Genomic DNA, 25,766 nt, shown 5'->3' with positions numbered 1-25,766 from the left:
TGCCCGCTTGAATGGGGAAGATCAGGCAGCAAACAAAAAGGCCGCTGGGGCAAACCAGCGGCCAGTTTTAGAGCCTGAGTGATTGGAGGTCAGGATCAGGCAGAAAGCAAATCAAGTTTTTGGCGAACGCTTGCCCGGAGGACATCGATGGGCTCGAGAACGCCAAGATATTCGTGATGCCAGAAGGTCCACCCGTTGCATGCCTCGGCGCCCTGAACCAGCGCACCGACCTTGTGGATCGAACCCTGGTGTGGACCCGAGACGAGCGAGCCGTCTGCACGAACCATGGCAGAGTAACGTTTCGTTAAGTCGAAAAGTTGCGCCCCTGGTTCAATGAGGCCTTGTTCGACCAGCGAACCGAAGGGAATGCGTGCTTCCTTGCGCTTCGGCGTCACCGATTGGAGCGCGTCGAAGACGGCGGGACGGATGGAGGCGATACGGTTGCGCGCGGCCTCGATATAGGCCGGTTCGCGCTCGATGCCGATGAAATGGCGGCCGAGCTTGCGCGCGACGGCGCCGGTCGTGCCGGTGCCGAAGAATGGGTCGAGCACAATATCGCCCGGCTTGGTCGTTGCATTGAGTATGCGGAACAACAGGGCTTCGGGCTTTTGCGTCGGGTGGACCTTGCCGTCGTCCTCGTCCTTGAGCCGTTCGGCGCCAGTGCAGATCGGAAAGAGCCAATCCGAGCGCATCTGCGTATCGTCATTGGCAAGCTTCATGGCTTCATAGTTGAAGGTCACGCGGCTCTTCTGGCTCTTGGCAGCCCAGATCAGCGTCTCATGCGCATTGGTGAACCGGGTGCCACGGAAATTGGGCATCGGGTTGGCCTTGCGCCAGATGACGTCGTTGAGCATCCAGTAGTCGAGATCCTGGAGCGCGGTGCCGACGCGGAAGATGTTGTGATAGGAGCCGATGACCCAAAGCGCGCCATCGGGCTTGAGCACGCGGCGGGCGGCCTTGAGCCAGTTGCGCGTAAACGCATCGTAGTGGGCAAAGGAATCGAACTTGTCCCAATCATCGTCGACCGCGTCGACCTTGCTCTGGTCGGGGCGGGTGAGCCCCTCGGCCAATTGCAGGTTATAGGGCGGATCGGCGAAAATGAGATCGACGGAGCCGGCCGGCAAGGCATTCATGTGGTCGATGCAATCTCCCACGAGAATGGTGTCGATCGGGAGGCGAACAGCCTCCTCCGCATCGGCCAACAGGGCCGTACGCGCGGTACGCAACATGCAACTATCCCTAACGCAGTACTAACCCGATCTTTGTAATCCAGTAGGGTTAAAGGAGCGTGTGCAAGGGGTTAGCGAGGGGTTAAGCCTCGATCGGGACAGTCACGGATAGGGTGAGGAGGGCAGCGACGGGGGCAAAGGCCGCCCGATGGTGCCGGCAAGGCCCATGGGCGGTAAGGGCGGCGAGGTGTGCGGCGGTGCTGTAGCCCTTGTGTCCGGCAAAGCCGAAATGGGGGGCGTCGCAATCCATAATGGCACACATGCGATCGCGCATGACCTTGGCAACGATCGAGGCTGCCGCGATCGAGACGCTGCGCCCATCGCCACCGATCAGCGCGATGCCGGGGCAGGGCAGGCCCGGCGGCACGTCGCGGCCATCAACAAGAACCCGGTCGGCGGTGCAATGTAGGGCGCGGACGGCGCGGCTCATGGCGGCAAGGGTGGCACCGCGGATATTGAGGGTCAGAATATCCGAGGGCGGGGCGCTGACGACGGCGACATCGGCGACTTCCATGATCTCGGCGAAAAGTTCTTCGCGCCGCTCGGGGGTAAGTTTCTTGGAATCGTTGAGCCCCTCGGGAATGCGATTGGGGTCGAGGCGCACGGCGGCGACCACCACAGGCCCGGCGAGCGGGCCACGGCCCGCCTCATCGACACCGGCAACGCATCGCGCGCCACGGGCGTAAAGCATCGCCTCATGGCTGAAATCGGGAAAATCGGGTTCGGCGGCAAAGAGCTCGGCCGGGGCCACCTCTGCGGTCTGCTTGCGGGGCATCAGCTTTTCCGCCTGAGGTTTTGTTCGACCTGGGCAGCACGGATTGCTGCAGAGCGGAGGGGGGTGCCGTCCGCGTCGGTCAGCATCACGGTGAGGTCATTGATCCGCGCCGTCGTCAAACCCGTTGGTCCTCTATCCAGTGTCGCTCCCCTCCTGATATAAGAGTCGGGCCGGGGGGCAAAGACGAGAGTATCTGATGCGCCATCTCGCCGGTCTCGCTGCCCTTCTGCTTGCCAGCCCCGCCACGGCGGAGCCTTTTCATCATCCCTATGGAGAATGGCGGGAATATAACCGCGATTGGCTGGCTGCCTGCCCCGATGCGATCGAGGAAGATGCGACGACTTACTATGGCTATTCGTGCTTTGCCAGCACCGGCAGCCAATTGCTCAATGCCGCCAACCAGCCGGCCTATAAGCTGACCCTCATCCGCAACCGGCTCGATGGCGAACTCGATATCGCCATAACGGTGTCGACCGATGCTGGGTCGTATGATGAAACGCGGCCCATGCGTCTGGTTTTTGCCGGTGATCCGCCGGTGCTGCTGGCGGCGGGCACGGAGCTCGAGACGCGCTACAATACGGTCAATCAATATTTCGTGGTGGACGCGGCGCTGAGGACCGAACTTATCGAGCGGATGCAGGAGCGCACCTCGCTCAAGCTGATCGTGCCGATGACGGGAGGCGCTTCGGACGCCGAGACCTGGCTATCGCTGCAAGGGGTGATGGCGTCGCTCGACTTCATGTCGACCTATGCGCGCAAGGTGGCGCAGTATTAGGGGTGTCCGCACTTGTCCGTTTTGCCTCGTTGACGGCGCGCGGATTTCGTGGCGGTTTCTCGCGCGATCAACCGACGGAACCACCATGACACTCAAGCCCGGCGCAGGCCTGCTTTTCGATATCGACGGGACGTTGGTGGAAAGCGATCCGCTGCATCTTGAAGCCTTCAATCGCGCGTTTGCGCCATATGGCCATCAATTCGACCGCGAGCGGTTCGGGCGCGAGTTGCAGGGGCTGGCCAACGAGGCCATCGGCGCCCGCTTCCTGCCGCACGAGAGCAAGGAGCGGCAATGGGACATCATGATGAACAAGGAAGCGCTGTTTCGTGAACTCGCCGCCGAAGGCGTCGAGCCGGTGCACGGGCTTTTCGAACTTCTCGACTGGGCCGATTCGATCGGGCTGCCGGCCGTGGCGGTAACCAATGCGCCGCGCCCCAATGCCGATCTGCTGCTCGACAGCATCGGCGCGCGGCATCGGTTCAAGGACGTGGTGATCGGCGATGAACTGGCGTACGGCAAGCCGCATCCGCTGCCCTATCTCAAGGGCCTCGAAATCCTCGGCGCCAGGGCCGAGCATTGCGTCGCTTTCGAAGATTCCCGCACCGGCCTCATGTCGGCGACGGCGGCGGGAATCGCCACGATCGGCATGGCGACAGGTCTCGAGCCCGGCCAGTTGACCGAAGCCGGCGCCAGCCTCGCGGCTCGAGACTATAGCGGCGCCGAGCTGCTCGACTTCATCAAGACAAAGGTTCTCGCTTAGAAAAGGCTCATCTGCCGGCTTTCGAGCTTGGGCGCGATGAAGAGGTCGTTGCGCAGCGGCGGCAGCTTGGCATCGAGACCATAGCGCTCGCGGGCCTTGTCGAACCGCTGGCGCAGGAGCACTGCATAAGGGCCTTCGCCCGTCATGCGCACGCCAAAGCGCGCGTCGTAATCCTTGCCGCCGCGGGTGTCGCGGACGAGCGAGAGAACGTGGCGCACCCGATCCGGGAAATGGCGCAGCAGCCACTCGCGGAATACGTCGCGGACTTCGCCGGGAAGGCGGAGGAGGATCATCGAGGCGCTGACCGCGCCCTGGGCCTTGCCCGCGTCGAGAATGCGCTCGAGTTCCATGTCGTTGATCGCCGGGATCATCGGCGAAGCAAAGATCGCGGTCGGCACGCCGGCTTCGCTCAGGGCGCGGATGGCTTCGAGCCGGCGCGCGGGCGAAGAAGCGCGCGGCTCCATCTTGCGGCTGAGCTTGTGATCCATCGAGGTCACCGAGATCGCGACCTTGACGAGATTGAGCTTGGCCAGCTCGGTCAGGATATCGAGGTCACGCAGAATCAGCGCCGACTTCGTGGTGATCATCACCGGATGGCGTGTTTCGAGCATGACTTCGAGAATGCCACGCGTCAGCTTGTGCTTGCGTTCGGCCGGCTGATAAGGGTCGGTATTGGTGCCCATGGCGATCGGCTTGACGCGATAGTTCTTGGCGCCGATTTCATTGCGCAGCGCTTCGACCGCATTGGTCTTGATGTAGATTTCGCGCTCGAAATCCACCCCGGCCGAGTGCCCGAGATAGGCGTGGGTCGGCCGTGCGAAGCAATAGGAACAGCCATGCTCGCAGCCGCGATAGGCATTGATCGAGCGGTCGAAGCCGATATCGGGGCTGTCATTGGTGGTAATGATGGTCTTGGCGCGCTCGGCATGCTCGACCGTTTCAAAGGTCGGCAGCGTTTCGACACTTCCCCAGCCGTCGTCGAAATTCTCGCGCGCATGGACCTCGAACCGCCCGGACCGGTTGGTCTGCGCGCCGCGTCCGCGGATACGATCCTCGTTCAGCAGTTCGCGCCGCGCCAGGTCGGCATCGCGGCTCTGGCTCAGGCGTTCAAGCGCTTCGAAAGACGGGGCCTGGTAAAGGGCCATGGCGGATCTCCCAAGGAATGCAGCGATGAATCGGCGCTGCACGGCATGACCCGAATCTAGCAATGGCGAGGGAACGGAACAAGAACAATGTTCGGATTTCGTTCTCACATTTTGTTTCGCATTTCTGCCTTGCGAAAGCTTTGATGGACGCCGGATCGCCATCGGCGTAGAGACTCCAGCCCGCGGCATTCGAGGGTTTTGGCTGGACGGACCATCAGCGCGGCCATGGCGTAGCGCGAGGGTTTGAGCGCCTCGCCTTGAAAATCGGCTGCTGACAGCCGCTGTCGCAGAAAAGTTTATAAGTGCTGTCGAACCCGGTTGGCCTCATGCGTCGTCACCGTGTCACGCGCTTGAAAAAGGGTAGAGAAATGACAACCGAAACAGCAAGCTTTGATGCGTTGCCCGAACGCGAGGCGCACCATCCGGACAATGCGGCGCGCAACCGTCTGGTGATCGGGCTCTTGCTCGTATCCACCTTCGTGGTCTTTCTCAACGAAACCATTATGAGCGTAGCGATACCACACCTGATGGTCGACCTCGGCGTGTCCGCGAGTGCGGCGCAGTGGTTGACGACGGCGTTCCTCCTGACCATGGCCGTGGTCATCCCGGTGACCGGCTTCCTTCTGCAACGGCTCAACACAAAGCCGATGTTCATGATCGCCATGTCGGTTTTTACGGCCGGCACGCTTGTTTGTGCGCTTTCGCCCGGGCTCGAACTGCTGATCGTGGGACGCGTGGTGCAGGCAATTGGCACGGCTATCATGATGCCGCTCCTGATGACGACGGTCATGTCGCTCGTGCCGCCCGAAGGGCGTGGCAAGATCATGGGCAATATCTCGATCGTCATGTCGGTGGCGCCGGCGATCGGCCCGACGATCGGCGGATTCATCCTCGCCCATTTCGACTGGCGTTATATGTTCTATTTCACCTTGCCGATCGCGCTCCTGACCCTGATCATCGGCTCGACCCGGATCCGCAACGTGTCGACGCCGCGTTATGCGCCGCTCGATGTTGTCTCGGTGATCCTGTCAGCCTTGGCCTTCGGCGGCCTCGTCTATGGTCTTTCAAGCCTTGGGGAAGGCGCGAGCCATCCTTCGCCGATCCCGGCCTGGGCGCCGATCGCGGTTGGTCTTGTTGCCATGTCGATCTTTGTCTGGCGCCAGTTCAGCCTGCAAAGCCAGGACAAGGCTCTTCTCGACCTGCGCACCTTGCAACACCGGAACTACAGCATCTCGCTGATCACCATGGCGATCGCCATGGTGGCGCTGCTCGGCTCCTCGATCCTGTTGCCGATCTATACGCAGAACGTTCTTGGCCTCGACACCCTGCAGACCGGCATGATCCTCCTGCCTGGCGGCCTGATGATGGGCGTTCTCGGCCCGGTGGTCGGACGCCTCTATGACCGCGTCGGCCCGACGCCGCTGCTCGTGCCTGGCGTCGTGGCGGTTTCTGCCGTGATGTGGGCGCTGACCATGGTCGGCTCGGCCACGCCGATCTGGGCGGTGGTTGCCGGCCATATCGTGCTCAGCATCGGCCTGGCCTTCACCTTCACCCCGCTTTTCACCGCGTCCATGAGTTCGGTGCCGCCACAGTTCTATTCGCATGCCAGCGCCATTCTGGGCTCGGTGCAGCAGGTGGCCGGCGCGGCGGGCATTGCGCTCTTTGTGGCCGTGATGAGCCTGCAAACTGCCGCTGGTGCTGCGGCGGGGCTGCAGGGCGTCGAGCCGCTTGCCGCGGGTATCCGCTCAGGCTTTCTCTGCGGCGCGGTGGTTTCCGTGCTGATGGTCGTGGCGGCCTTCTTCGTCCGCCGGCCTGAAGGCGGTGGCGCCGGCGGCATGAGCCACGGCCATTGATCCTGGGTTCAAGCGGCGCCCCACGGGGCGCCGTTTTACTTTGGCGGAAGAATTCTTAACCGCACCTCTATAGGATCGGCAGCCATCAATGCCCGGCGAAGCTGCCTGGAGAGCCATGGACAATTTCGCCTTTCTGTTGCCGGTGACCATGACGCTGTTCGGTGTCGTCTTTCTCGCCATCGGCTGGCGGGGGCATGCGGCGGCCCGCGCCTGGAGCGCGGGTTTTCTCCTGGGCGCTGCAGGCTTTCTCGCGCCCATCCTGCCTCTGCCCAACAAGCTGCAATCGCTTTTCGGCAATGCGGTCTTTCTTGCCTCGTTCTTCTATTATGGCGAGGCCTTGCTGCGCCAGTTTGCGGCGCCGCGCATCACCGGATTGCGGCTTGCTTTTTGTCTCCTCGCTTACGGGGCGATCCTTGTTGTCGTCGTTGGGCTGGAAAGCCTCAATCTCGAGCTCGCTGTCAGCGACACGGCAATCGCTGCGCTCCTTGGTGTGCCAGTCATGCTGGTCAGTCATCGGGCGCGAACACTGGTCGATCGCGTGCTGGTCGGCGTCGCCACCATCGTGGTTATCGACATCCTCGTACGGTTGCTGATCTTCAACGTTTTTATCGGCATGAGCGATAATCTCGCCGCCTTTGCCAGCTCCACCTACACCTATTACATGCAGGTCAGCGCCGGGGTGTTGAGCGTCGGCTTCGCTTTGTCCGCGCTTGGTTCGGTCGCGTTTCAAACGCTCGACAGATATCGTGCCGAAGCAGAGCGCGATCCGCTGACCGGCCTCTTCAATCGCCGGGGATTCGATGCTGCGGTCGCGGCTTTATCGCCCATCGAGCGGCATGCCGGCGTGGTCCTGACCTTCGATATCGACCATTTTAAAGCGGTCAATGACAGTTTTGGGCACGCGGCAGGAGACAGCGTGCTCACCAGTCTTGCCGAACTTCTGGGCCAGCGCCTGCCGCCGCAGGCGATCATCGCACGCTTTGGCGGTGAAGAGTTCGTGGCGCTGGTGCATTCCATGCCGCTCGCTGCCGGGACCGCACTAGCGCAATCGATCCGCGCCGAATTTTCAGCGCGGGACTGGCGCCCGGCGGGTGTCGAGCATGCCGTCACGCTCTGTGTCGGGCTGACGAGCCTTTCTCCGGCAGACCTGTCGATCCATGATGGTTTGGCGCGAGCCGACCGGGCGCTCTATGCGGCCAAGGCCGCTGGCCGCAACAGGGTTATGATCGACGCGGGCGAAGCCTATGTGCCCGGCCTGCGCGTCGTTACGACGGCTGACCGGGCAAACCGCGCCTAGCGCTCGTCGAGCCGCGGCATCAGCTCGACGAAGTTGCACGGCTTGTGCCGATAATCGAGCTGGTGGCTCAAAATGCCTTCCCAGGCATCGCGGCAGGCCCCGCGCGACCCCGGAAGGCAGAAGACAAAGGTCGTTCCGATCAACCCAGCCGTCGCGCGCGATTGCAGCGAACTCGTGCCCACCGTCGTCGCCGAATATTGGTGGAAGAGCACCGAAAAGCCTTCCATGCGCTTGTCGAACAGCGGCTCTATTGCCTCGGGCGTCACGTCTCGCCCGGAAAAGCCTGTGCCGCCGGTGGTGAGGATCACGTCGACATCCGGGTTGGCGACATAGGCCTGCACGGCTGCGCGGATCAGCTGGACGTCGTCGCGCACCACCTGCCGATCAAAGCAGCGGTGGCCATCGGCTTCGAGAAGCGATATGAGCAGCGCCCCGCCTGTGTCGGTTTCAAGCGTTCGTGTGTCGGAAACGGCGATGACCGCGATGGAAAGGGGCTTGAAAGCGCGGTCTTCAAACCGTTCCGTTCTGAACATTTCGCTGCGGCTCCACTGTTTCGATCAGCTCTTCGGGAACGGCCGGCTCATGCCGCACGATCACCTCGTCTTCCGCATCACTATCAGCCCGCGGATCGAGCACAATAGATTCGGGCGTCACCTGCTTGTCATTGCCCATGGGCTGGAAGGGGGCCCGCTCGGCGGCATCGACGCTCTTGCGCACGCGCATGCGGAGGAAGGCGAAGCCCGCGACGCAAGCGTGGAAAATCGCGGTGATGATGAAAAGCGCCATGGGAGCGATATTGCTCATCAGCACTGAAGCGATGGCCGGGCCTATGGCGAGCCCGACGCCCAGAATCAGCAGCATGCCGCCGGCGATCTTGGCGAAATCGCCATCGCGCGCGAAGTCGTTGGCATGAGCGACCGCGATCGGATAGAGCGGATTGGCTGCGAGGCCATAAAGGCCAAAGAGCACATACATCAGCCAGCCAGCGCTCGGGTTGAGGATGACCATCAGGAGCCCGACGATTGAGGCGCTGGTGGCGAGCCCCACCATCACGAGCCGCCGGTCGATCCTGTCGGAAAGGCGGCCGAACGGAATTTGCGCGACGGCGCCGGCGATGGCGGCGATGGCAAAAAGCAGTGCGATGCCCGAGGCATCGAGCCCCTGCTCATAGCCATAGACCGGCGCCAGCGTGCCGAAGGACCCGTTGGCCATGCCGCAGCAGAAGGCAGCGACAGCGGCGACGGGGGACGTCTTGATGAGAAGCGGCAAGTCGAGCTTGGCCGAAGCGAGCGGCCGCGGCTGTGGACTGGAAGTGAGGGCGGGCGGCATCAGCGCGCAAATGAAGCTGATGGCGCCGATGACGAATGGAATGTAGCCAGCCGTGCCGGTGATCGACATGGCCATCTGCCCGACAGTGGAGGCGGCAAGGTTGATGGTCACGTAGATCGAAAAGATCGTGCCGCGGCTCTTGTTGTCGGCCACTTCGTTGAGCCAGCTTTCGACGATCATCGCCGCGCCGGCAAAGCAGAAGCCGGAGAGGGCGCGCAGGACAATCCAGCCGACGTCGTTGATCCAGAGCAGATTGAGCAGAATCGTCACCGTGCCGATCGCCGCCATTACCGAGAAGGCGCGGATATGGCCGACATTGCGCACGATCATCGGTACGGCAATGGAACCGGCGACGAACCCGACCGACCAGCCGGTGCCGATCAGGCCAAGGGCAAGGAGCGAAAAATGCTCCTCTGCACCACGCACGGAAAGCAGCAGACCCTGGAGGCCGCCGCCAAACATCAGGAGGGCGGAGCCGAGGAAAAGGGCATAAATTTTGACGACGGAAGCCATGGCGCTCTGGAATGAATGGCAGCGAAACGTTGCAAATCACGCGATGGTGACCATAGCGCGACAGAAGCGAAGCGATAGGGCGGAAATAGGGAGGCTTGGCAAAAAGTTGCGGCAAGGGAGGGATGCGCTCTGCGGTGTGCCGTCTAAGAAAGCCCGAGTGCGTCCGCTTTCATCTTGAGGCTCAGCAGATCCTGCCAGGCCTGCTGCTTGGCGGCAGGGTTGCGGAGGAGATACGCTGGGTGCAGGGTCGGTAGGGCCTCGGTGTCATGGCTGCCGATGGCGACACTCTGCCAGCGGCCGCGCATCTTGATAATGCCGGCACTGGTCTTGAACACCGTCTGCATGGCGGGGCCGCCAAGGGTCATGACGAGCTTGGGGGCGACGAGTTCGACCTGGCGATTGAGGAAGGGAAGGCAGAGCTCCATTTCCTCGGGCGTCGGCGTGCGATTGCCCGGCGGGCGCCAGGGGACGGTATTGGCGATATAGACCTTGGTGCGATCAAGCCCGATGGCCTTGAGCATGCGATCGAGCAACTGCCCGGAGCGGCCGACGAAGGGTTTTCCCTGGCGGTCCTCCTCGGCGCCCGGCGCTTCCCCGATCAGCATGATCCGGGCTTCCGGATTGCCATCGGCAAAGACCAGCTGCGTCGCGCGCAATTTGAGGCTGCAGCCATCATAGGCTTCGAGCAATGTGCGCAACTCGTCGAGCGTCTTGGCCGATGCAGCGAGCCGGCGGGCTTCGCTCGGATCGCCAGTGATCGCGCTCGTTGCTGATGGGAGTGGGGCGGTTGGCGTTGCCGCCGGAGCGCGGGCCGGGGCGTTGGGGCGCGGGGCCATGGCGGGCTGGGCGAAGCGGTCGACAGGCCCTTCGCCAACGGCAAGATCCACGCCGGCGGCACGATACCAATCCAGCACGGCCAGCATTTCGGCGTTGTTGAGTTCTCGACCTTGAGACATGGGCCACGTTATGTCACACCGCGTTCGAGGCATAAAGCGCCTCCCGATCACGAGGACGACGAGGCATGGCCGAGGCCGGTAACCGCGAGACGATTTCGACCGATGTGCTGATCGTGGGCGCCGGTCCTGCGGGTCTTTCCGCCGCCATTCGCCTCAAGCAGCGCAATCCCGACCTGTCTGTTACCGTGGTGGAAAAGTCGGCCGAAATCGGCGGGCATATCCTTTCGGGCGCGGTTATGGATCCGGCCGGGCTCGACGCCCTTCTGCCCGATTGGCGCAACAAGGGTGCGCCGGTCGGCCCGAGCGTGACGGCCGACACCTATCACTATCTGACGGAAAAGGGTGACATTGCCGTTCCGCATGCCCTCGTCCCGCCGCAGATGCAGACGCCCGGTGCCGTCATCGTCAGCCTCGGCCGGCTAGTGCAGTGGCTTGGCGAAGAGGCGAGCGGGCTGGGTGTCGATATTTTTCCGATGACCGCCGCCGTCGACGTGCTGCGCTCGGGCGATGGCCCGGTGCGCGGCGTCATCACCGGCGATCTCGGACGGGACCGCGAAGGCAATCCGAAGCCCGGCTTTGCTGAGGGAATTGCCCTCGAGGCCAAGTATACGCTGATCGCCGAGGGCGCGCGCGGTTCGCTTGCCAAGGCCATCATCGGCGAATTTGCGCTCGGCAAGGAGCCGCAGAAATATGGGCTCGGCATCAAGGAAGTCTGGGAAATCCCGGCCGAAAAGCACCATGCCGGGCAGGTCGATCACTATCTCGGCTTCCCGCTCGACAATGGCACCGCGGGCGGCGGCTTCGTCTATCATGCCGAGGATCGCAAGCTCTATGTCGGGCTCGTGACCTATCTAGACTATGAAGATCCGACGCTTTCGCCCTTCGACGAATTCCAGCGCTTCAAGCTTCATCCCTCGATTGCCAGGATTCTCGAAGGCGGCACGCGCGTCAGCTATGGCGCGAGGGCTGTGACGGCAGGCGGCTGGCAGTCCGTCCCGAGCCTCGCCTTTCCCGGCGGCGGCCTTATCGGATGCGCGGCCGGCTTCATGAATGCGCCGCGCCTCAAGGCCATCCACAATGCCATTTTATCGGGGATCGGGGCTGCGGATGCGGTCGGCGAGGCGATTGCGGCGGGCCGGCAACATGACCTCGTTGCCGATTTTGCCGATCGCATCTTTGCCACCGGCATCGAGCGGGAACTCAAGGCCGTCGCCAATGCCAAGCCGCTCTGGAGCCGGCTCGGAACCGTCGCCGGTTCGCTCGCCATTGGCGCCGACCTGTGGGTTGCTTCGATTTTCGGACGCTCGCCGCTCAAGCTGACGAAGCATGGCGCGCCCGATTACACCAGGCTTCGCCGCCGTAAGGATGTGCCTGGACGCACTTATGCGCGGCCCGATGGAAGGCTGAGCTTTGATCGTGCGTCCTCGGTGTTTCTTGCCAATATCGCCCATGACGAGGATCAGCCGATCCACCTCAGACTGGCCGACCCCAGCGTGCCGGTGCGCGAAAACCTGCCCAAATATGGGGAACCAGCACCGCTTTATTGCCCGGCGGGGGTCTATGAAATCGCCAAAGAAGATGGCCAGCCGGTCTTCAGAATTCACGCGGCAAACTGCGTCCACTGCAAGACCTGCGATATCAAGGACCCGGCCCAAAACATTACCTGGGTCCCACCCGAGGGTGGTAGTGGACCCAATTACAGCGGAATGTGACCGCTTCGCCGCGTTGCGACCTTGCGGAGCAGTCGCAAAATGGACAATCTTTGCCGCCAAATCCTGCCCTGAGTGGCCCTGGGAGAAACCTGCGACGTGACCCTCCTCTCCAACCGACTGGCGCGCCCGCTGCTTGCGGCGATCATGGCTCTTGCGATCGTGCCCGCAAGCTTTGCCCAGAGCAGCGCTCCGAACCTGACGGACATGCTGCAGCTGTTCCGGGCCAGCGCGACCGGGTCTTATCTGGCAGGGCGCCAGGCGCTGAGCGAATTGCGGACGGACGAGTCGGCACGCTATTTCAACGAAGCCGCGCAAAGCGACTGGGACAATCCGGTCCTCGTCGAGCGCTCCTTCATCGCCTTTGCCGCCAATGGTCAGGTCACCCAATCCGCCGGAGTTGCCAAGCATCTGATCGAACTCGTCGGCCAGAATGAACTGGCCGAACTCGTCGTTGCTTCCGAGGCGCTCAAGGAGCGTCGCTATGGCGCTGCCGAGGAAGCCCTCGCCAAGATCTCGCAGGATACGTTCACCGGCATTACCGCAGGCATCCTTCGCGCTTGGGCGCTGGTGGGAGAAAAGAAGTTCGACGAGGCCGATGCGCTGATGGTCAAGCTCGGCGATACCGGGCTCGAAGATTTCCTCGTGTTTCACCGCGCGCTGATGGCCGAAGTTGCCGGCCAGCGCGTCAAGGCGCTGGAACTGGCGCAGAAGGCCTATGAGAACGAGCCCTATGTCGCTCGCATGGTCGAAATCTATGCACGCATGCTCGCCAATGACGGCAAGTTCGACGAGGCGTCCGACGTCATCGCGGAGTTCGAAGCCCAGGGCCTGACCCATCCGCTCGTCACCATCGTCAAGGACGCCGTTGCTGCCAAGCGCCGCCCGGGCGTGTTTGCGACCAATGTCCAGATCGGCGCCGCCGAGATGTTCCATGGTATCGGCGTCGCACTGTCGCGCGATGGCAGCTCGGACCTGGCTTTGGTGTTCCTGCGCCTCGGACACTATCTCGATCCCAGTTCCGACGTGATCGCGCTTGCCGCCGGGCTCCTGCTCGATAACGCGGCCCAGCACGAGGCGGCCAATGTCATTTATGACGCGGTACCGGCCTCTTCGCCGATGAAGCCGACGGCAGTGGTGCGCGTTGCGCAGAATCTTGACGCGACCGGTAACCGTGCCGAAGCGTTGCGTCGCCTGCGCAATATCGTGGTAACGAGCCCCGAAGATCTCGATGCCGTCTCCGTGCTGGGCGATCTCCTGCGCTATGACGAGCAATACACCGAAGCGGCCGACGCCTACACCAAGGCGCTCGAAATCACTGGCGGGGAGTCGCCGGCCGATTGGCGCTTCTATTATGTGCGCGGCATCGCCTATGAGCGTGCCAAGCAATGGCCCAAGGCGGAAGCCGACTTCCTCAAGGCACTCGATCTCAGCCCGGACCAGCCATCGGTCTTGAACTATCTCGGTTATTCCTGGATCGACATGGACATGAACCTCGAGCGCGCCCTGGGCATGATCGAGCAGGCCGTCGATGCACAGCCGCAGGATGGTTATATCGTCGATTCGCTTGGTTGGGCTTTCTACAAGCTCGGCCGCATCGACGAGGCCGTCGAAACGCTGGAACGCGCCGTGATGCTGCTGCCCAACGATGCCGAGATCAACGATCACCTGGGCGATGCCTATTGGAAGGCTGGCCGCCGGCTCGAGGCGGGATTCCAATGGAATATCGCCAAGTCGGTGGACGAAGTCGGCAATGTCGCCGAACGCGTCGGGCCGAAGCTGCTCGAAGGCCTGACACCCGGCACGGCTACGGAATAGCCTCGGCATGCCGAATGCGATCGTTCAGGCGGCGCCGGCCAAGATCAACCTGGCGCTGCACGTCACGCGTCGGCGTGACGATGGCTATCATGATCTCGAAAGTCTCATCGTCTTCGCCGATATCGCCGACGAACTCGAAGCCGAGCCCGCTGCGGCCGACGACCTAACGATTTCGGGTCCGTTTGCCCATGCCTTGGGAACCGGCACCAGCAATCTTGTGATGCGGGCGCTCGCCGCCTTCCGGCAACGCTGGCCGGACAGGGTGCCCGACGGCCTCGCCATCCATCTCGTCAAGAACCTGCCGGTCGCGGCAGGGATTGGCGGCGGTTCGGCGGATGCGGCGGCAGCGCTGCGCATCCTCGCCAGCATGTCGAGCCAACCGATCCCGATCGTCGAGCTGGCCGATCTTGCGGCAACGCTCGGCGCAGACGTGCCGGCATGCCTGATGAGCCGGCCGCTCGTCGCCCGTGGCGTCGGTGAAATCTTATCGCCGCTGCCCGAGTTTCCGGCCTGCCATATCGTGCTGGTCAACCCGCTGGTGCCCGTTGCGACCGCAGACGTTTTTCGCCGCTTGCGGGCGCATGACAACTACGCGCTGCCGGCGCTCCCCGAACCGCTGACCCGCCCGGCCCAGCTTGGTCTGTGGCTTGCCGAGACACGCAACGACCTGCAGCCGCCTGCGGTCAAGCTCGTGCCGGAAATCGGCTTTATCGTAGACGATCTGGGCCAGACGCAGGGCTGCATGCTGTCGCGGATGTCGGGGTCAGGCGCGACGGTCTTCGGGCTTTTCGGCTCGGAGGGGCAGGCGCATCAGGCAGCGCAGGTGATGCGCGAACGCAATCCCGATCACTGGGTGGCCGCTGCGCCGCTGATTACGCCCTAATGCTCAGGATGCGCGGCGGACGCTGTGCATCACGACGTCGGCGAGAATGGTCTTCATCTCGCTTTCCGGCAGGATGCCCAGAGCCTCGACGGCCGTGCGCGCATGCGCGTCGGCCTTTTCGAGCGTGCGGTTGAGCGTATCGTGACGATTGAAGATTGCCACCACCTGGCTGACTTCGAGATCGGAAGCGTCCGCCTTGCCGAGCGCGCTGGCGATGATGGCTTTTTCCGCCTCATTGCCTGCGGCGAGCGCCAGGATCACCGGCAGCGTCATCTTGCCTTCGCGCAGGTCGTCGCCGACATTCTTGCCCAAGGCACCTGACTGCCCGCCATAATCGAGTGCGTCATCGACGAGCTGGAAGGCATTGCCCAATTCCAGGCCGTAGCGCGCCAGCGCTGCGCGGCCGGCGGCATCCGCCCCGCCGGACATGGCGCCGACTTCGCAGGCTGCTTCGAACAATACGGCCGTCTTGGCGCGGATCACTTCGGCATAATCGGCTTCGGTGGTCGCCAAGTCGCCGGTCTTGGCGAGCTGGAAGACTTCGCCTTCCGCCATGACCGCAGAGGCAGCGGAAAGAACGCCGAGCGAGCCGATATCGCCCGTTTCGACCATCATCATGAAGGCCTGTCCGAGAAGGAAATCGCCAACGAGGATCGACGCCTTGTTGCCCCAGACCATCCGCGCTGCGGGCTTACCACGGCGCATATCGCTCTCGTCAACGACATCGTCGTGGAGGAGGGTCGCATTGTGCATGAATTCGACGGCGGCAGCGAAATTGACGGCATTGCCGGCGCCGCCACCAAAGAGCTGCGCGGCAGCCACGGTCAGCATGGGGCGAAGGCGCTTGCCGCCGCTGTCGATAAGATAGCGGGCAAGCTCCGGCACCATGTCGACATGAGATTCGGCACGGCTCAGGATCAGGCTGTTGACCCGCGCCATATCGTCGGCCGTGGCTGCAAGCAGCCTTTCGACCGGATTGCCTGCGGGCATGTTTTTCTTTTGGGTCAGAACTGAGACCGCCATTACCGTCCTCGTTTGCCGCCGCGGGCAAATCGGTTGAGCCTGCACTATCAGGGCATGTAAGCTCGCGCTGAACCAGCCTTCGGGGTCCGATGTCCCTAGACCAGCCACGTGACTTTGTAAAACACCAAACCGCAACGCGCGACGCCTTTTTAGGAGGCCGGATCACTCTGTCGCAACCCCGCACCGGCTTCCGGGCCGGCTTTGACAGCGTGCTGCTCGGTTCGGCGGTGCGGCCAGGGCGCCGACACGTGCTCGATCTCGGCGCTGGAGTTGGGACCGCGGCGCTCGTGGCCCTGGCTCTAGGACTGGCGGAAAACGCCACGCTGGTCGAAAAGCACGAGGACACCTTTGCGCTGGCGAAGGACAATATCTTTGACAATGGCTTTGGAGAGCGCGCCGAGGCCCTGAACCTCGATATCCTCTCAAGACCCGCCGATCGGTCGGCCGCCGGCCTTAGGGATAACCACTATGATGCGGTGATCGCCAACCCCCCGTTCTTTGGCGAAGGGCAGGGGACCTTGGCGCCGAACTCGAGCCGCGCCGATGCGCGGCACATGGGGCTCGATGAACTCGACGCCTGGATGCGCTGCGCTGCCGGGGCGGCGGCGGCAGGAGGGGAGGTGATCGTCGTTTATCCCGCCTCGGGTCTCGGCTCGCTGCTTGTCGCCATGGGGGCGCGATTCGGCGCCCTGACCGTCCTGCCGATCGCGCCGCGCGAGGGACAACCGGCGACCCGCATCCTCGTGCGCGGCATCAAGGGCTCGCGCGCGCCTTTGACCCTTCTGTCGAGCAGGGCGCTCCACGGCGAAAGCGGGCGTGACTTCGCGCCGCAATTTGACGCTATTTTTCGGGGGACCGCCGCTCTCGACTGGTAATCCCGGCCTCGTATGCCTAAATCTGGAAAAAATTCCGGAGAGGACATGGCCGAAACACCCGCCCCGAGACCGAACTGGTTACGCCGCCTGTTTCGCCGCCCACCCGTCATTCCCGTGATCCGCCTCCATGGCGTCATCGCCGCCGAGCAGCGGCCGGGCCGGCTCAATATCGAATCCGTCGAGCCTTTGCTCAAGCGCGCCTTTGCCATACGTAGCGCCCCTGCGGTCGCCGTGGTGATCAATTCGCCCGGCGGCTCGCCTGTCCAGAGCCGGCTGATCTCGCGCCGCATTCGCCAGCTAGCGGACGAGAAGAACAAGCCGGTTCTGATTTTCGTTGAGGATGCAGCGGCTTCCGGCGGCTATTTCATTGCCGTGGCGGGCGACGAAATCTTTGTCGATCCATCCTCGATCGTCGGCTCCATCGGCGTCATCATGGCTGGCTTTGGCTTTGTCGGCGCGCTCGAAAAGCTCGGTATCGAGCGGCGTGTCCACACCGCAGGGCGCAACAAGTCGACGCTCGATCCCTTCCTGCCCGAAAAGCCGGAAGACATCGACCGCATCAAGCGCTTCGAACTCGACGTGCATCAGGTGTTCATCGATCACGTCAAGGAGCACCGAAAGGGCCGGCTCAAGGCCGATGACGATAACCTCTTTACCGGCGAATGGTGGACGGGCCTCCGCGGCGTCGAGCTTGGTCTCGTCGATGCCATCGGCGATCTCCAGACGGTATTGCGCGAACGCTATGGACCCTCGGTCCAACTGCGGACAATTGCGCCCAAGCGCCCATTTCTCGCCTTGCCCCGCTTCGGCTTTTCCACCGCCGCGCTTTCCAACGATATTGCCTCGACGCTCGATGATCGCGCCTATTGGGCGCGTCTCGGCCTTTGAGCGGATAGGACCATGCTGCTGCGCATTTTGATTTTTACCGTCCTGGCCCTGATGGTCTACTTCGGCATAAGGCGGATCTGGCGCGACTGGACGCGCAAGTTCGACAATGACGCTGCCGAAGAAAAGCGCCTGCGCCACCAGCGCGACCTTGCCGAACGCCAGCGTCCCGACGTGATCGACCTCAAGCGCGGCGACGATGGCACGTTCCGGCCCGATGGGCGCAAGGACGATCGCCGCAGCTGATTCCGCACCAGAATAGCGGCAACCCGTTGACCCCGCTGGGTCCGCCGACTACGTTCCGCGCGCTTTCTCCCGCCGGACCCATTGCCGATGACCAACCGCCCCGCTCACATGGACCCGAAGAATTCCTTCCAGGGCCTCATCCTGACGCTCCAGAATTTCTGGGCCGAGCAGGGCTGTGTTGTCTTGCAGCCTTACGACATGCAGATGGGCGCAGGTACTTTTCACACCGCGACCACATTGCGCGCGCTGGGGCCGAAGCCATGGAAGGCGGCCTATGTGCAGCCCTCGCGCCGCCCCAAGGACGGTCGCTATGGCGAAAACCCCAACCGGCTGCAGCACTATTATCAGTTCCAGGTTATCCTCAAACCATCGCCTGACAACATCCAGCAGCTCTATCTGGATTCGCTTGCGTCAATCGGCCTCGATGCTTCGCTGCACGATATCCGGTTCGTCGAAGACGATTGGGAGAGCCCGACGCTCGGCGCCTGGGGTCTTGGCTGGGAATGCTGGTGCGACGGCATGGAAGTCAGCCAGTTCACTTACTTCCAGCAGGTAGCGGGATTTGAATGCTCGCCGGTGCCGGGCGAGATCACCTATGGGCTTGAACGCCTCGCGATGTATGTGCAAGGCGTCGAAAACGTCTACGATCTCAACTTCAATGGCCGCGAGGGCGCCGAGAAGGTGACCTATGGCGACGTGTTCCTGCAGAACGAACAGGAATCCTCGAAGTATAACTTCGAGGCCGCCGACACGGACATGTTGTTCCGGCATTTTGAAGATGCAGAAAAGGAGTGCCGCGCGATCCTAGCCAAGGGCGCCGATGGCAATCGCCAGACCATGGCCATCCCCGCCTATGAGCAGGTCGTCAAGGCATCACATAATTTCAACATGCTCGACGCACGCGGCGTGATCTCGGTCACCGAGCGCCAAAGCTATATTTTGCGCATCCGCGAGCTGGCCAAGGCGTGTGGCGAGGCCTGGCTGCAGACCTCGGGCGGCGGCGCGGAGTAATGGCTGAAGCGTCGGAAGGCATTAGTGCTCCGACGCTAGACCAGCTGGCGCACATTCTGGGTCTGCTCGATCTGGCTTCGCCTTCGAGGGTTACCAGACAGCCGGGCGGATCAAATGCGGTTTTTCGCATCGATCTCTCTGATGGCAGCAGCGTCAATCTCAAGACCTATGATGAGTTACGCGGCAAGTCGCCTGAGCGCGAGGCCCGGGCCGCAGGTCTTTTGCAGGATGCAGGGGTGAATGCGACGCGGTACTTGCTGGTCGATGAATCGCGCAATCGCCTGCCTTATCGGTTCGCCCTAGTCAGCCATTTGTCCGGACAGACGATTGATGAGCTAAGACATATCGAGCCTATGGGCCTCGACGCTCTATACCGACAGATGGGTGTGCTGCTGCGAGAAATTCACGGCATTGCGTTACCTCGCTATGGCGCGATTGATGAAGGTCCCGAGGGGCATCGGACCAATAGCGCGTTCGTTTCCGCGTTTGCTGCATCTTCTCTGGAGCAATTCGAAAAGGCAGGCGGCAATATCGAGCTTGCCGCAAGGCTTAGAGCTGCGGTTCGGGATCAGCTTGAGATTGCTGCGCACAGTTCAGGCGCCGTTTTGGCACATAATGACTTTCATCCCGGCAATGTAATCGCCGACTGCGCCAATGGATCATGGCACATTTCCGGCTTGATCGATTTTGGCAATGCAATCGCGGCCGATCCGCTCTTTGATCTCGCCAAGGCGCTCTTTTGCACAGAGCATATGGCGCCCGGCGCGGGCACTAAGATGCTGGATGGATACGGTCCCATCGATCATCCAGACCCGAAACGCACACTATGGCTTTACACCTTGCTGCATCGGGTCTCGATGTGGGCCTGGCTGAGGCATACCGGCGCTATTGCGTCCAGCCAGCACAATATTCTGATCGATGATCTCGAAGCCATGCTGGCTGAGATCAGCAACTAAGCTTCAGCTTGAAAATACCCTCGGGTCAGGCCCGAGGGTAAGAAGCTGCATTGTCTCAGACCGTCTCCGCCGTTTTTACCGCTTCCACTGTCAGCTTGTGCCGTTTGTCGGCACGGTCGCGCCAGGTGATGGATTGGCCGGTCTTGAGGCCGATGAGGGCGGTGCCGATTGGCGTCATCACCGAGATGCGGCCTTTTTCGATATCTGCGTCGGCGGGGTAGACGAGGGTCACGGTCTGCTCCTGTCCGGCATTGGTGCGATAGGTGACGGACGAGCCCATGCGAGCGATTGTGTCGGGCACCTTATCGTCCGGGACGACCTTGGCGCGTTCGAGTTCTCCAAGTAGGCGATCGGCGAGATCGGGCCAGCGGTCGAGGCCGGCTTCGGCGAGGGCGGTGAGTTTGGCATGGTCGCTCTTGCCCAAAACGATGGCAGGAGCGAGGTCTTTGCGGATGTCAGTCATGATAGGTCCCGTAGGCCCGGCGCGCAAAACTGCGGCGGCTGGAGCCGTTGTGAAAAAAAGAAGAAAAGATGCCGGTGTGGCGAAGTGCCGAGCCCTAAGCAGGCTCCGGCGGGCGCATGCCTAGGGTGTCTATCCTGCGAGGAGGACGATACGGCGATAGGTGTGGCGCGATGTGTTCATGCGCACAAAGCTAATTATCGGGCGTCGGAAGTCAAGCCCGCCTCTCCTGCCCCCGTTGCATTGACCAAGCCAAACTGCCAGTGTCCGCTGCGTTGGCTTGAGGGAGTTGAGCGCAATGGAATGGGTCATTCTTGCCCTGGTCGTGGGCGTAGTCGGTTATGCCATCGTCATCTACAATGGCCTTGTCCGAAACCGGCAGATGGTGGCCGAGGGCTGGTCCGGCATCGACGTGCAACTGAAGCGCCGCACCGATCTCATTCCCAATATGATGGAGACGGTGAAGGGCTATATGGGCCACGAGCGCGAGACGCTGCAGGCCGTGGTCGAGGCGCGCGCCAAGGCGACGAGCGCCGCGTCCTCGAGCCCGGAAGCTCGCGCCAAGGCAGAAGGCGAGCTTTCCTCGGCGCTCGGGCGACTGATCGCGGTGGCTGAAGCCTATCCCGACCTCAAGGCCAACACCACTTTCCTTGAATTCCAGACGGCGCTGCAGAGTGTGGAAGACGAAATCCAGATGGCGCGGCGCTACTACAATGGGGCCGTTCGCAACCTCAATATCCAGGTCGAATCCTTCCCGTCCAACCTCGTTGCCAGTGCCTTCAAGTTCGAGAAGGCGCAGTATTTCGAGCTTGAGAACGAGGCGGACCGGCAAGTGCCGAGCGTGAAGTTCTAAGCAGATGAAGGCCTTTGCCGTCTGGTTCGCCGCGCTTTTTGCGCTGGTTTTTCTGGCCGTCCCTGCCCTGGGGCGCGAGGAAATCCGCGCCTTTGCTTCGGACGTGACGCTGCGCACCGATGGTTCGGTGCGTGTGATCGAGACTGTGGACGTTAACGCCGAAGGGCTCGAAATCCGCCGCGGCATTTATCGCGATATTCCGACCGTGCTGCAGGGGCCTTCAGGCAACAAGATCCGCGTCGGGCTTGAGGTCGAATCGGTGACGCGCGACGGCAGCGCTGAAATCTTCCGGGTCGAGCGGATGGGCAATTTCGAACGCATCTGGATCGGCAATCCGGACGAGTTCATCGCCCGTGGCCAGCATCGCTATATCATCACCTATGCCATGGATCGAATGGCGCGCCCGTTCGACACCTATGACGAGCTTTATTGGAACGCGACCGGCAACTACTGGAATTTTCCGATCCTGCGGTCGGTGGCGCGGGTAACCCTTCCGCAGGGCGCGGTCATCCAAAACATGTCCGCCTTCACCGGTTCTGTCGGCTCGACGGAAACCGCCGTCACGATCACCCGCAATTCCGACAATCAGGCGACGTTCCGGACCGAGCGTGAACTGGGACCGGGCGAGGGAATGAGCTTTGCCATCGCCTTCCAGAAAGGCGTCATCGCCTTTCCAGCGGGGGTCGATGCCCTGCTGCAGGAGGCTTCGGACCTGCGGGAAGTCTGGCTGCCCGTCGTCGCCGTGCTCCTGCTGCTGCTCTATAATTTCGGCGCCTGGCTGCGCGTCGGGCGCGATCCGCCCAAGGGCACGATCATTCCGCTCTTTCATCCGCCCAAGAATTTTTCGCCGGCCCTGACCCACTATGTCCACAAGTGGGGGTTTGCCAATTCCGGTTGGACGGCGATGACGGCGTCGATCTTCGACCTTGGGGTCAAGGGGCTGGTCACGATCAAGAACCCCGACGGCAGCCTTACCGTCGAGGCAACGGGCAAGGCGCCTGACGGGCCGCTGCCCGTGGGCGAAGAAGTGCTTTATCGCTATTTTTCGGGCCAGGGCGCCGTGACCGTCGACAAGTCGACTGGGCCCGAACTTGCGCGACAAAGCCGCGCCTTCATGACGGCGATCCAGCGCGAGAACCAGAAAATCTGGTTCAACCATAATTTCGGCTTTGCCGCGCTCAGCGTGGTTTTGACCATCATCATGCTCGTCGGCATGGTGGCGCTCGACGTACTCGAGCCCGTCTGGCTGATCGTTGCCTTTGTCGGCGGCATCTTTGCAGCCGTGATCGGCTCGGTCATCTTCGGCGTGCTCAAGCAGGGGGGCTGGCAGCGCTACATCGTGCTCGTCTTCGTCGGCATTTTCGGGTTCAACTTTCTCGGCGGCTTGCTCGAAACCTTCTCGGGCGTGACCATCAATTCCGCTGCGGTCGCTGCGGGCTCGATGGTGCTGATCACGGCGATCTTTGCTGTCCTGATGCGCGCGCCGACCGTGCAGGGGCGCAAGGTGATGGACGAAATCGAAGGTTTCAAACTCTATCTCGAAACGGCCGAAAAAGAGCGTCTCAACATCACTGCCGAGCCGCCGATGACGGTCGAACGGTTCGAACGCATCCTGCCCTATGCCATCGCCCTGAGCGTCGAGAAGCCGTGGTCGGAGCATTTCGAGGCCGAACTGGCACGTAACGCGGTCAGCGACGTATCGAGCACTGGCTACAATCCCTATTGGTATTCGGGAGGCTCGCGCGGCTTCTCGACGGGCTCGATTTCCAACACGGTCAGCGCGGCAACGACAGGCATGGCCGCGGCAATGGTGGCCGCGCAACCGGTGCAGGCAAGCTCTTCGGGCAGCAGCGGAGGCGGCGGCGGCTTCTCCGGCGGCGGAGGCGGTGGCGGCGGAGGCGGCGGCTGGTAAGTGGCGGCACACCCATACGACCAGGACGTCATCGCGCCCATCGCCATCCGCCACCTCGTCGAGTTCGGCGATCCGGACCCCAATCTGCCGGGCCAGTTCGGATATTGGTATAATTACATCGACTACGATTTCGCCGAGGGCGGGCGGGTTTTGACGGCGCGGCATTATCTCGACGAACCGCCGCGCGCCATTCTGCTCGGCCAGCCGATCGAGGACGAACTGACGCTTCTCGTCTTGCAATTCCTGCTGATGCGCTACGACACGCTCGAATGGCTCGGGCGCGATGGCTATGTGGCGGTGCCAAAACCCATCATGAAAGAGGTGCGCCATCGCCTCGACCTGCACCTGGCGCGCGAAGCATAAGCGCTCGGTGGACATTGGCCGATGCACTTGCTAGGCAAACACGCGCTCTTTGACCGGTTAGATCATGCCCGAACTCCTGCTTGAACTTTTCTCCGAGGAAATCCCCGCCCGCTTCCAGCGCCGCGCCGCCGAGGACCTCAAGAAAGCCGTCACCAATGCCCTGGTCGATGCAGGTCTTGTCTATGAAGGCGCCAAGGCCTTTGCGACGCCGCGCCGCCTGGCGCTGACCGTCAATGGCCTACCGGCACGCTCGCCGGATACGCGCGAAGAAAAGAAGGGGCCCAAGGTCGGCGCGCCGCAGCCGGCGATCGATGGGTTCCTGCGCTCGGCCGGTTTGACCTCGCTCGATCAGGCCAAGGTCGAAAGCGATCCGAAAAAGGGCGATTTCTACGTTGCTGTGATCGACAAGCCCGGCGCCGACGCCGTGGCGCTACTGTCGGGCATCCTGCCGAAAATCCTCAATGAATTTCCCTGGGTGAAATCCATGCGCTGGGGCTCGGGTAGCTTTAACTGGGTCCGTCCGCTGCGCGCCATCACCGCGACCTTTGGCACGGAAAACGACGAGCCCATCGTCGTGCCGTTCACCATTGCCGGCACCGAAGCAGCGCAGACGACGTTCGGTCATCGTTTTCTCGCACCCGACGCGATCCGCGTGCGCCGGTTCGACGACTATGTGACGGCGCTGGAGCGCGCCAAGGTCGTGCTCGATATCGACCGCCGCAAGGAGATCATCCGCGGCGAAGCCGATCACCTTGCCTTCGCACAGGGGCTGACCGTCATCCATGACGAGGGCCTGCTCGAGGAAGTCGCCGGTCTCGTCGAATGGCCTAATGTGATGATGGGATCGTTCGATCCAGACTTCCTCAAGCTGCCCGAGGAAGTGATCATCGCGACCATTCGCGCCAACCAAAAATGCTTCTGTCTGCGCGATGCCAGCGGCAAATTGGCGCCCAATTTCATCATCACGTCCAACACCATCCCAACCGATGGCGGCGCAGTGATCGTTGCCGGCAACGAGCGCGTCATTCGCGCCCGCCTCTCGGATGCGGCATTCTTCTATCAGGGTGATCTCGCCATTCCGCTCAAGCATGGTCTGCCCAAGCTCGAAGACATGGTGTTCCACGCCAAGCTCGGCACGCAGTTCGCCATGGTCGAGCGGCTGGTCAATCTTGCCGCCGAAATCGCGCCGCAGGTTGGCGCCGATGTCGAAAAGACGAAGCGCGCAGCGATGCTGGCCAAGGCCGACCTCGTCACCGGCATGGTCGGCGAATTCCCCGAATTGCAGGGCCTGATGGGGCGCTATTATGCAATCGCGCAGGGCGAACCCGCTGAAATCGCCAATGCGCTTGAAATGCACTACAAGCCCGTCGGGCCTTCGGATCGCGTGCCGACGGAGCCGGTTTCGATCGCCGTAGCGCTGGCCGATAAGCTCAATGTTCTCTCGGGCTTCTGGTCGATCGACGAAAAGCCGACCGGCTCGCGCGACCCGTTTGCGCTGCGCCGTGCGGCGCTCGGCGTCATCCGTATCATCACCGAAAATGGGCTCAAATTCCCGCTCAAGGTCGATGCCGATCTCCTGGCGTTTTTCCATGATCGCCTAAAAGTGTCGCTGCGCGATGCGGGGGCGCGGCATGATCTCGTCGATGCCGTCATTTCCAGCGATAGCAATGACATCCTTCAGATCACGCAGCGGGCTGAGGCGCTGTCGACGCTGCTCTCGAGCGATGATGGCAAGAACCTCCTCGCCGGCTATCGCCGCGCGGCCAATATCCTGGCGGCAGAAGAAAAGAAGGACGGCAAGTCCTTTGGCGGCGCGGTCGATCAGGCCACGCTGAAGCTGCCAGAGGAAGAGGCGCTGGCTTTTGCAGTCGATGGGGTGCATGCGGCTGTGGCAAGCCACGTGGCGCGGGACGACTACAAGGGCGCGATGGCGGAACTCGCAACGCTCCGCGCGCCGGTCGATGCGTTCTTCACCGCCGTTCTTGTCAACGATGCGGATCCGGCCGTGCGCACCAATCGGCTCAATCTCCTGGCGCGGCTGCGCGACACCATGCATCTCGTGGCCGATTTCGGCAAAGTTGCCGGCTAAATGCAACCACGCCCCTTTGGCGCGGTTCTGCTTTCGTATCAACGATTTGAG

24 protein-coding genes are annotated in these 25,766 nt (G+C 62.4%); 16 read left to right on the top strand and 8 right to left on the bottom strand.

Going from position 1 to position 25,766, the window contains the following annotated elements; all coding sequences use genetic code 11:
- Positions 1-95 precede the first annotated feature (95 nt).
- Both VW35_RS17390 and VW35_RS17385 read right to left on the bottom strand, forming a co-directional pair.
- The gene (locus VW35_RS17390) at positions 96-1,229 is read right to left on the bottom strand and encodes a site-specific DNA-methyltransferase (protein ID WP_046144342.1); all 1,134 of its coding nucleotides are present in this window, start codon (positions 1,227-1,229) and stop codon (positions 96-98) included.
- Positions 1,230-1,311: 82 nt separating this feature from the next.
- Positions 1,312-2,004: a ribonuclease HII gene (locus VW35_RS17385; RefSeq protein ID WP_046144341.1), complete on the bottom strand. Its 693-nt coding sequence runs from the start codon at positions 2,002-2,004 to the stop codon at positions 1,312-1,314.
- Between the two features lie 196 nt (positions 2,005-2,200).
- Here VW35_RS17385 and VW35_RS17380 point away from each other — a divergent pair, with 196 nt between their 5' ends.
- On the top strand, positions 2,201-2,779 hold the full coding sequence (locus tag VW35_RS17380) for a hypothetical protein (protein ID WP_046144340.1): 579 nt from the start codon (positions 2,201-2,203) through the stop codon (positions 2,777-2,779).
- Between the two features lie 85 nt (positions 2,780-2,864).
- Positions 2,865-3,539, top strand: coding sequence for an HAD family hydrolase (locus VW35_RS17375; protein ID WP_046144339.1), 675 nt, complete (start codon positions 2,865-2,867; stop codon positions 3,537-3,539).
- Here VW35_RS17375 and VW35_RS17370 read toward each other — a convergent pair.
- The gene (locus VW35_RS17370; protein ID WP_046144338.1) at positions 3,536-4,684 is read right to left on the bottom strand and encodes a PA0069 family radical SAM protein; all 1,149 of its coding nucleotides are present in this window, start codon (positions 4,682-4,684) and stop codon (positions 3,536-3,538) included. The two genes, VW35_RS17375 and VW35_RS17370, sit on opposite strands and share 4 nt — an antisense overlap.
- Positions 4,685-5,052: 368 nt before the next feature.
- On the opposite strand from VW35_RS17370, the gene VW35_RS17365 reads away from it, so the two are divergent.
- Complete coding sequence (locus VW35_RS17365) at positions 5,053-6,537, top strand: MDR family MFS transporter (RefSeq protein WP_046144337.1); 1,485 nt, start codon at positions 5,053-5,055, stop codon at positions 6,535-6,537.
- 115 nt (positions 6,538-6,652) lie between these two features.
- Positions 6,653-7,834, top strand: a complete 1,182-nt coding sequence (locus VW35_RS17360) for a GGDEF domain-containing protein (protein WP_046144557.1) — start codon at positions 6,653-6,655, stop codon at positions 7,832-7,834.
- On the opposite strand, the gene moaB is transcribed toward VW35_RS17360, so the two are convergent.
- The 3 genes from moaB to VW35_RS17345 form a co-directional block, all read right to left on the bottom strand.
- Complete coding sequence (moaB, locus tag VW35_RS17355; protein ID WP_046144336.1) at positions 7,831-8,367, bottom strand: molybdenum cofactor biosynthesis protein B; 537 nt, start codon at positions 8,365-8,367, stop codon at positions 7,831-7,833. The genes VW35_RS17360 and moaB overlap by 4 nt on opposite strands.
- The gene (locus VW35_RS17350; protein WP_052951835.1) at positions 8,345-9,676 is read right to left on the bottom strand and encodes an MFS transporter; all 1,332 of its coding nucleotides are present in this window, start codon (positions 9,674-9,676) and stop codon (positions 8,345-8,347) included. The genes moaB and VW35_RS17350 overlap by 23 nt, the downstream gene beginning before the upstream one ends.
- Positions 9,677-9,819: 143 nt before the next feature.
- Positions 9,820-10,632 carry a uracil-DNA glycosylase gene (locus tag VW35_RS17345; protein ID WP_046144335.1) on the bottom strand — a complete coding sequence of 271 codons (813 nt, stop codon included), beginning with the start codon at positions 10,630-10,632 and terminating at the stop codon, positions 9,820-9,822.
- 65 nt (positions 10,633-10,697) lie between these two features.
- Between VW35_RS17345 and VW35_RS17340 the strand changes: the two genes are divergently transcribed.
- From VW35_RS17340 to VW35_RS17330, 3 genes are all read left to right on the top strand, one after another.
- Positions 10,698-12,344, top strand: a complete 1,647-nt coding sequence (locus VW35_RS17340) for an electron transfer flavoprotein-ubiquinone oxidoreductase (protein ID WP_046144334.1) — start codon at positions 10,698-10,700, stop codon at positions 12,342-12,344.
- Between the two features lie 96 nt (positions 12,345-12,440).
- The gene (locus tag VW35_RS17335; RefSeq protein WP_152662650.1) at positions 12,441-14,159 is read left to right on the top strand and encodes a tetratricopeptide repeat protein; all 1,719 of its coding nucleotides are present in this window, start codon (positions 12,441-12,443) and stop codon (positions 14,157-14,159) included.
- Positions 14,160-14,166: 7 nt separating this feature from the next.
- Entirely contained in the window at positions 14,167-15,042 is an 876-nt protein-coding gene (locus VW35_RS17330; RefSeq protein ID WP_046144333.1) for a 4-(cytidine 5'-diphospho)-2-C-methyl-D-erythritol kinase, read from the top strand.
- Between the two features lie 3 nt (positions 15,043-15,045).
- On the opposite strand, the gene VW35_RS17325 is transcribed toward VW35_RS17330, so the two are convergent.
- Positions 15,046-16,065 carry a polyprenyl synthetase family protein gene (locus tag VW35_RS17325; protein ID WP_046144332.1) on the bottom strand — a complete coding sequence of 340 codons (1,020 nt, stop codon included), beginning with the start codon at positions 16,063-16,065 and terminating at the stop codon, positions 15,046-15,048.
- An 89-nt stretch (positions 16,066-16,154) separates the two neighbouring features.
- Here VW35_RS17325 and VW35_RS17320 point away from each other — a divergent pair, with 89 nt between their 5' ends.
- The 5 genes from VW35_RS17320 (at position 16,155) to VW35_RS17300 (ending at position 20,038) form a co-directional block, all read left to right on the top strand.
- Positions 16,155-16,940: a tRNA1(Val) (adenine(37)-N6)-methyltransferase gene (locus VW35_RS17320; RefSeq protein ID WP_046144331.1), complete on the top strand. Its 786-nt coding sequence runs from the start codon at positions 16,155-16,157 to the stop codon at positions 16,938-16,940.
- Between the two features lie 45 nt (positions 16,941-16,985).
- Positions 16,986-17,828 (top strand): S49 family peptidase, encoded by an 843-nt coding sequence (locus VW35_RS17315; protein ID WP_083982980.1) that lies wholly within the window; start codon positions 16,986-16,988, stop codon positions 17,826-17,828.
- Positions 17,829-17,840: 12 nt separating this feature from the next.
- Entirely contained in the window at positions 17,841-18,071 is a 231-nt protein-coding gene (locus tag VW35_RS17310) for a hypothetical protein (protein ID WP_046144330.1), read from the top strand.
- Between the two features lie 108 nt (positions 18,072-18,179).
- Entirely contained in the window at positions 18,180-19,082 is a 903-nt protein-coding gene (locus VW35_RS17305; RefSeq protein ID WP_046144329.1) for a glycine--tRNA ligase subunit alpha, read from the top strand.
- The gene (locus VW35_RS17300) at positions 19,082-20,038 is read left to right on the top strand and encodes a phosphotransferase family protein (protein WP_052951832.1); all 957 of its coding nucleotides are present in this window, start codon (positions 19,082-19,084) and stop codon (positions 20,036-20,038) included. Before VW35_RS17305 ends, VW35_RS17300 begins: the two co-directional genes overlap by 1 nt.
- 55 nt (positions 20,039-20,093) lie before the next feature.
- Here the strand turns inward: VW35_RS17300 and rnk are convergent, their stop codons facing one another.
- On the bottom strand, positions 20,094-20,501 hold the full coding sequence (rnk, locus tag VW35_RS17295) for a nucleoside diphosphate kinase regulator (RefSeq protein WP_046144328.1): 408 nt from the start codon (positions 20,499-20,501) through the stop codon (positions 20,094-20,096).
- 295 nt (positions 20,502-20,796) lie between these two features.
- Between rnk and VW35_RS17290 the strand changes: the two genes are divergently transcribed.
- The 4 genes from VW35_RS17290 to glyS all read left to right on the top strand — a co-directional run bounded on the left by VW35_RS17290 (position 20,797) and on the right by glyS (position 25,715).
- Positions 20,797-21,351, top strand: coding sequence for a LemA family protein (locus VW35_RS17290; RefSeq protein ID WP_046144327.1), 555 nt, complete (start codon positions 20,797-20,799; stop codon positions 21,349-21,351).
- A gap of 4 nt (positions 21,352-21,355) precedes the next feature.
- Entirely contained in the window at positions 21,356-23,263 is a 1,908-nt protein-coding gene (locus VW35_RS17285) for a DUF2207 domain-containing protein (RefSeq protein ID WP_046144326.1), read from the top strand.
- A complete protein-coding gene (locus VW35_RS21380) occupies positions 23,264-23,626 on the top strand; it encodes a hypothetical protein (RefSeq protein ID WP_046144325.1) in 363 nt (120 codons plus the stop codon).
- A 64-nt stretch (positions 23,627-23,690) separates the two neighbouring features.
- Positions 23,691-25,715, top strand: coding sequence for a glycine--tRNA ligase subunit beta (gene glyS, locus VW35_RS17275; protein WP_046144324.1), 2,025 nt, complete (start codon positions 23,691-23,693; stop codon positions 25,713-25,715).
- The last annotated feature ends 51 nt before the right edge of the window (positions 25,716-25,766 follow it).

The sequence above is a fragment of the Devosia soli genome (assembly GCF_000970455.1).
Lineage (GTDB): Bacteria > Pseudomonadota > Alphaproteobacteria > Rhizobiales > Devosiaceae > Devosia > Devosia soli.
This window is presented reverse-complemented; position numbering and strand designations above follow the sequence as displayed.

Excerpts from the sequence above, each read along its gene's own strand:
- VW35_RS17390 (WP_046144342.1), bottom strand. The coding sequence starts at position 1,229 with ATGTTGCGTACCGCGCGTACGGCCCTGTTGGCCGATGCGGAGGAGGCT.
- VW35_RS17385 (WP_046144341.1), bottom strand. The coding sequence starts at position 2,004 with ATGCCCCGCAAGCAGACCGCAGAGGTGGCCCCGGCCGAGCTCTTTGCC.
- VW35_RS17380 (WP_046144340.1), top strand. The coding sequence starts at position 2,201 with ATGCGCCATCTCGCCGGTCTCGCTGCCCTTCTGCTTGCCAGCCCCGCC.
- VW35_RS17375 (WP_046144339.1), top strand. The coding sequence starts at position 2,865 with ATGACACTCAAGCCCGGCGCAGGCCTGCTTTTCGATATCGACGGGACG.
- VW35_RS17370 (WP_046144338.1), bottom strand. The coding sequence starts at position 4,684 with ATGGCCCTTTACCAGGCCCCGTCTTTCGAAGCGCTTGAACGCCTGAGC.
- VW35_RS17365 (WP_046144337.1), top strand. The coding sequence starts at position 5,053 with ATGACAACCGAAACAGCAAGCTTTGATGCGTTGCCCGAACGCGAGGCG.
- VW35_RS17360 (WP_046144557.1), top strand. The coding sequence starts at position 6,653 with ATGGACAATTTCGCCTTTCTGTTGCCGGTGACCATGACGCTGTTCGGT.
- moaB (WP_046144336.1), bottom strand. The coding sequence starts at position 8,367 with ATGTTCAGAACGGAACGGTTTGAAGACCGCGCTTTCAAGCCCCTTTCC.
- VW35_RS17350 (WP_052951835.1), bottom strand. The coding sequence starts at position 9,676 with ATGGCTTCCGTCGTCAAAATTTATGCCCTTTTCCTCGGCTCCGCCCTC.
- VW35_RS17345 (WP_046144335.1), bottom strand. The coding sequence starts at position 10,632 with ATGTCTCAAGGTCGAGAACTCAACAACGCCGAAATGCTGGCCGTGCTG.
- VW35_RS17340 (WP_046144334.1), top strand. The coding sequence starts at position 10,698 with ATGGCCGAGGCCGGTAACCGCGAGACGATTTCGACCGATGTGCTGATC.
- VW35_RS17330 (WP_046144333.1), top strand. The coding sequence starts at position 14,167 with ATGCCGAATGCGATCGTTCAGGCGGCGCCGGCCAAGATCAACCTGGCG.
- VW35_RS17325 (WP_046144332.1), bottom strand. The coding sequence starts at position 16,065 with ATGGCGGTCTCAGTTCTGACCCAAAAGAAAAACATGCCCGCAGGCAAT.
- VW35_RS17320 (WP_046144331.1), top strand. The coding sequence starts at position 16,155 with ATGTCCCTAGACCAGCCACGTGACTTTGTAAAACACCAAACCGCAACG.
- VW35_RS17315 (WP_083982980.1), top strand. The coding sequence starts at position 16,986 with ATGGCCGAAACACCCGCCCCGAGACCGAACTGGTTACGCCGCCTGTTT.
- VW35_RS17310 (WP_046144330.1), top strand. The coding sequence starts at position 17,841 with ATGCTGCTGCGCATTTTGATTTTTACCGTCCTGGCCCTGATGGTCTAC.
- VW35_RS17305 (WP_046144329.1), top strand. The coding sequence starts at position 18,180 with ATGGACCCGAAGAATTCCTTCCAGGGCCTCATCCTGACGCTCCAGAAT.
- VW35_RS17300 (WP_052951832.1), top strand. The coding sequence starts at position 19,082 with ATGGCTGAAGCGTCGGAAGGCATTAGTGCTCCGACGCTAGACCAGCTG.
- rnk (WP_046144328.1), bottom strand. The coding sequence starts at position 20,501 with ATGACTGACATCCGCAAAGACCTCGCTCCTGCCATCGTTTTGGGCAAG.
- VW35_RS17290 (WP_046144327.1), top strand. The coding sequence starts at position 20,797 with ATGGAATGGGTCATTCTTGCCCTGGTCGTGGGCGTAGTCGGTTATGCC.
- VW35_RS17285 (WP_046144326.1), top strand. The coding sequence starts at position 21,356 with ATGAAGGCCTTTGCCGTCTGGTTCGCCGCGCTTTTTGCGCTGGTTTTT.
- glyS (WP_046144324.1), top strand. The coding sequence starts at position 23,691 with ATGCCCGAACTCCTGCTTGAACTTTTCTCCGAGGAAATCCCCGCCCGC.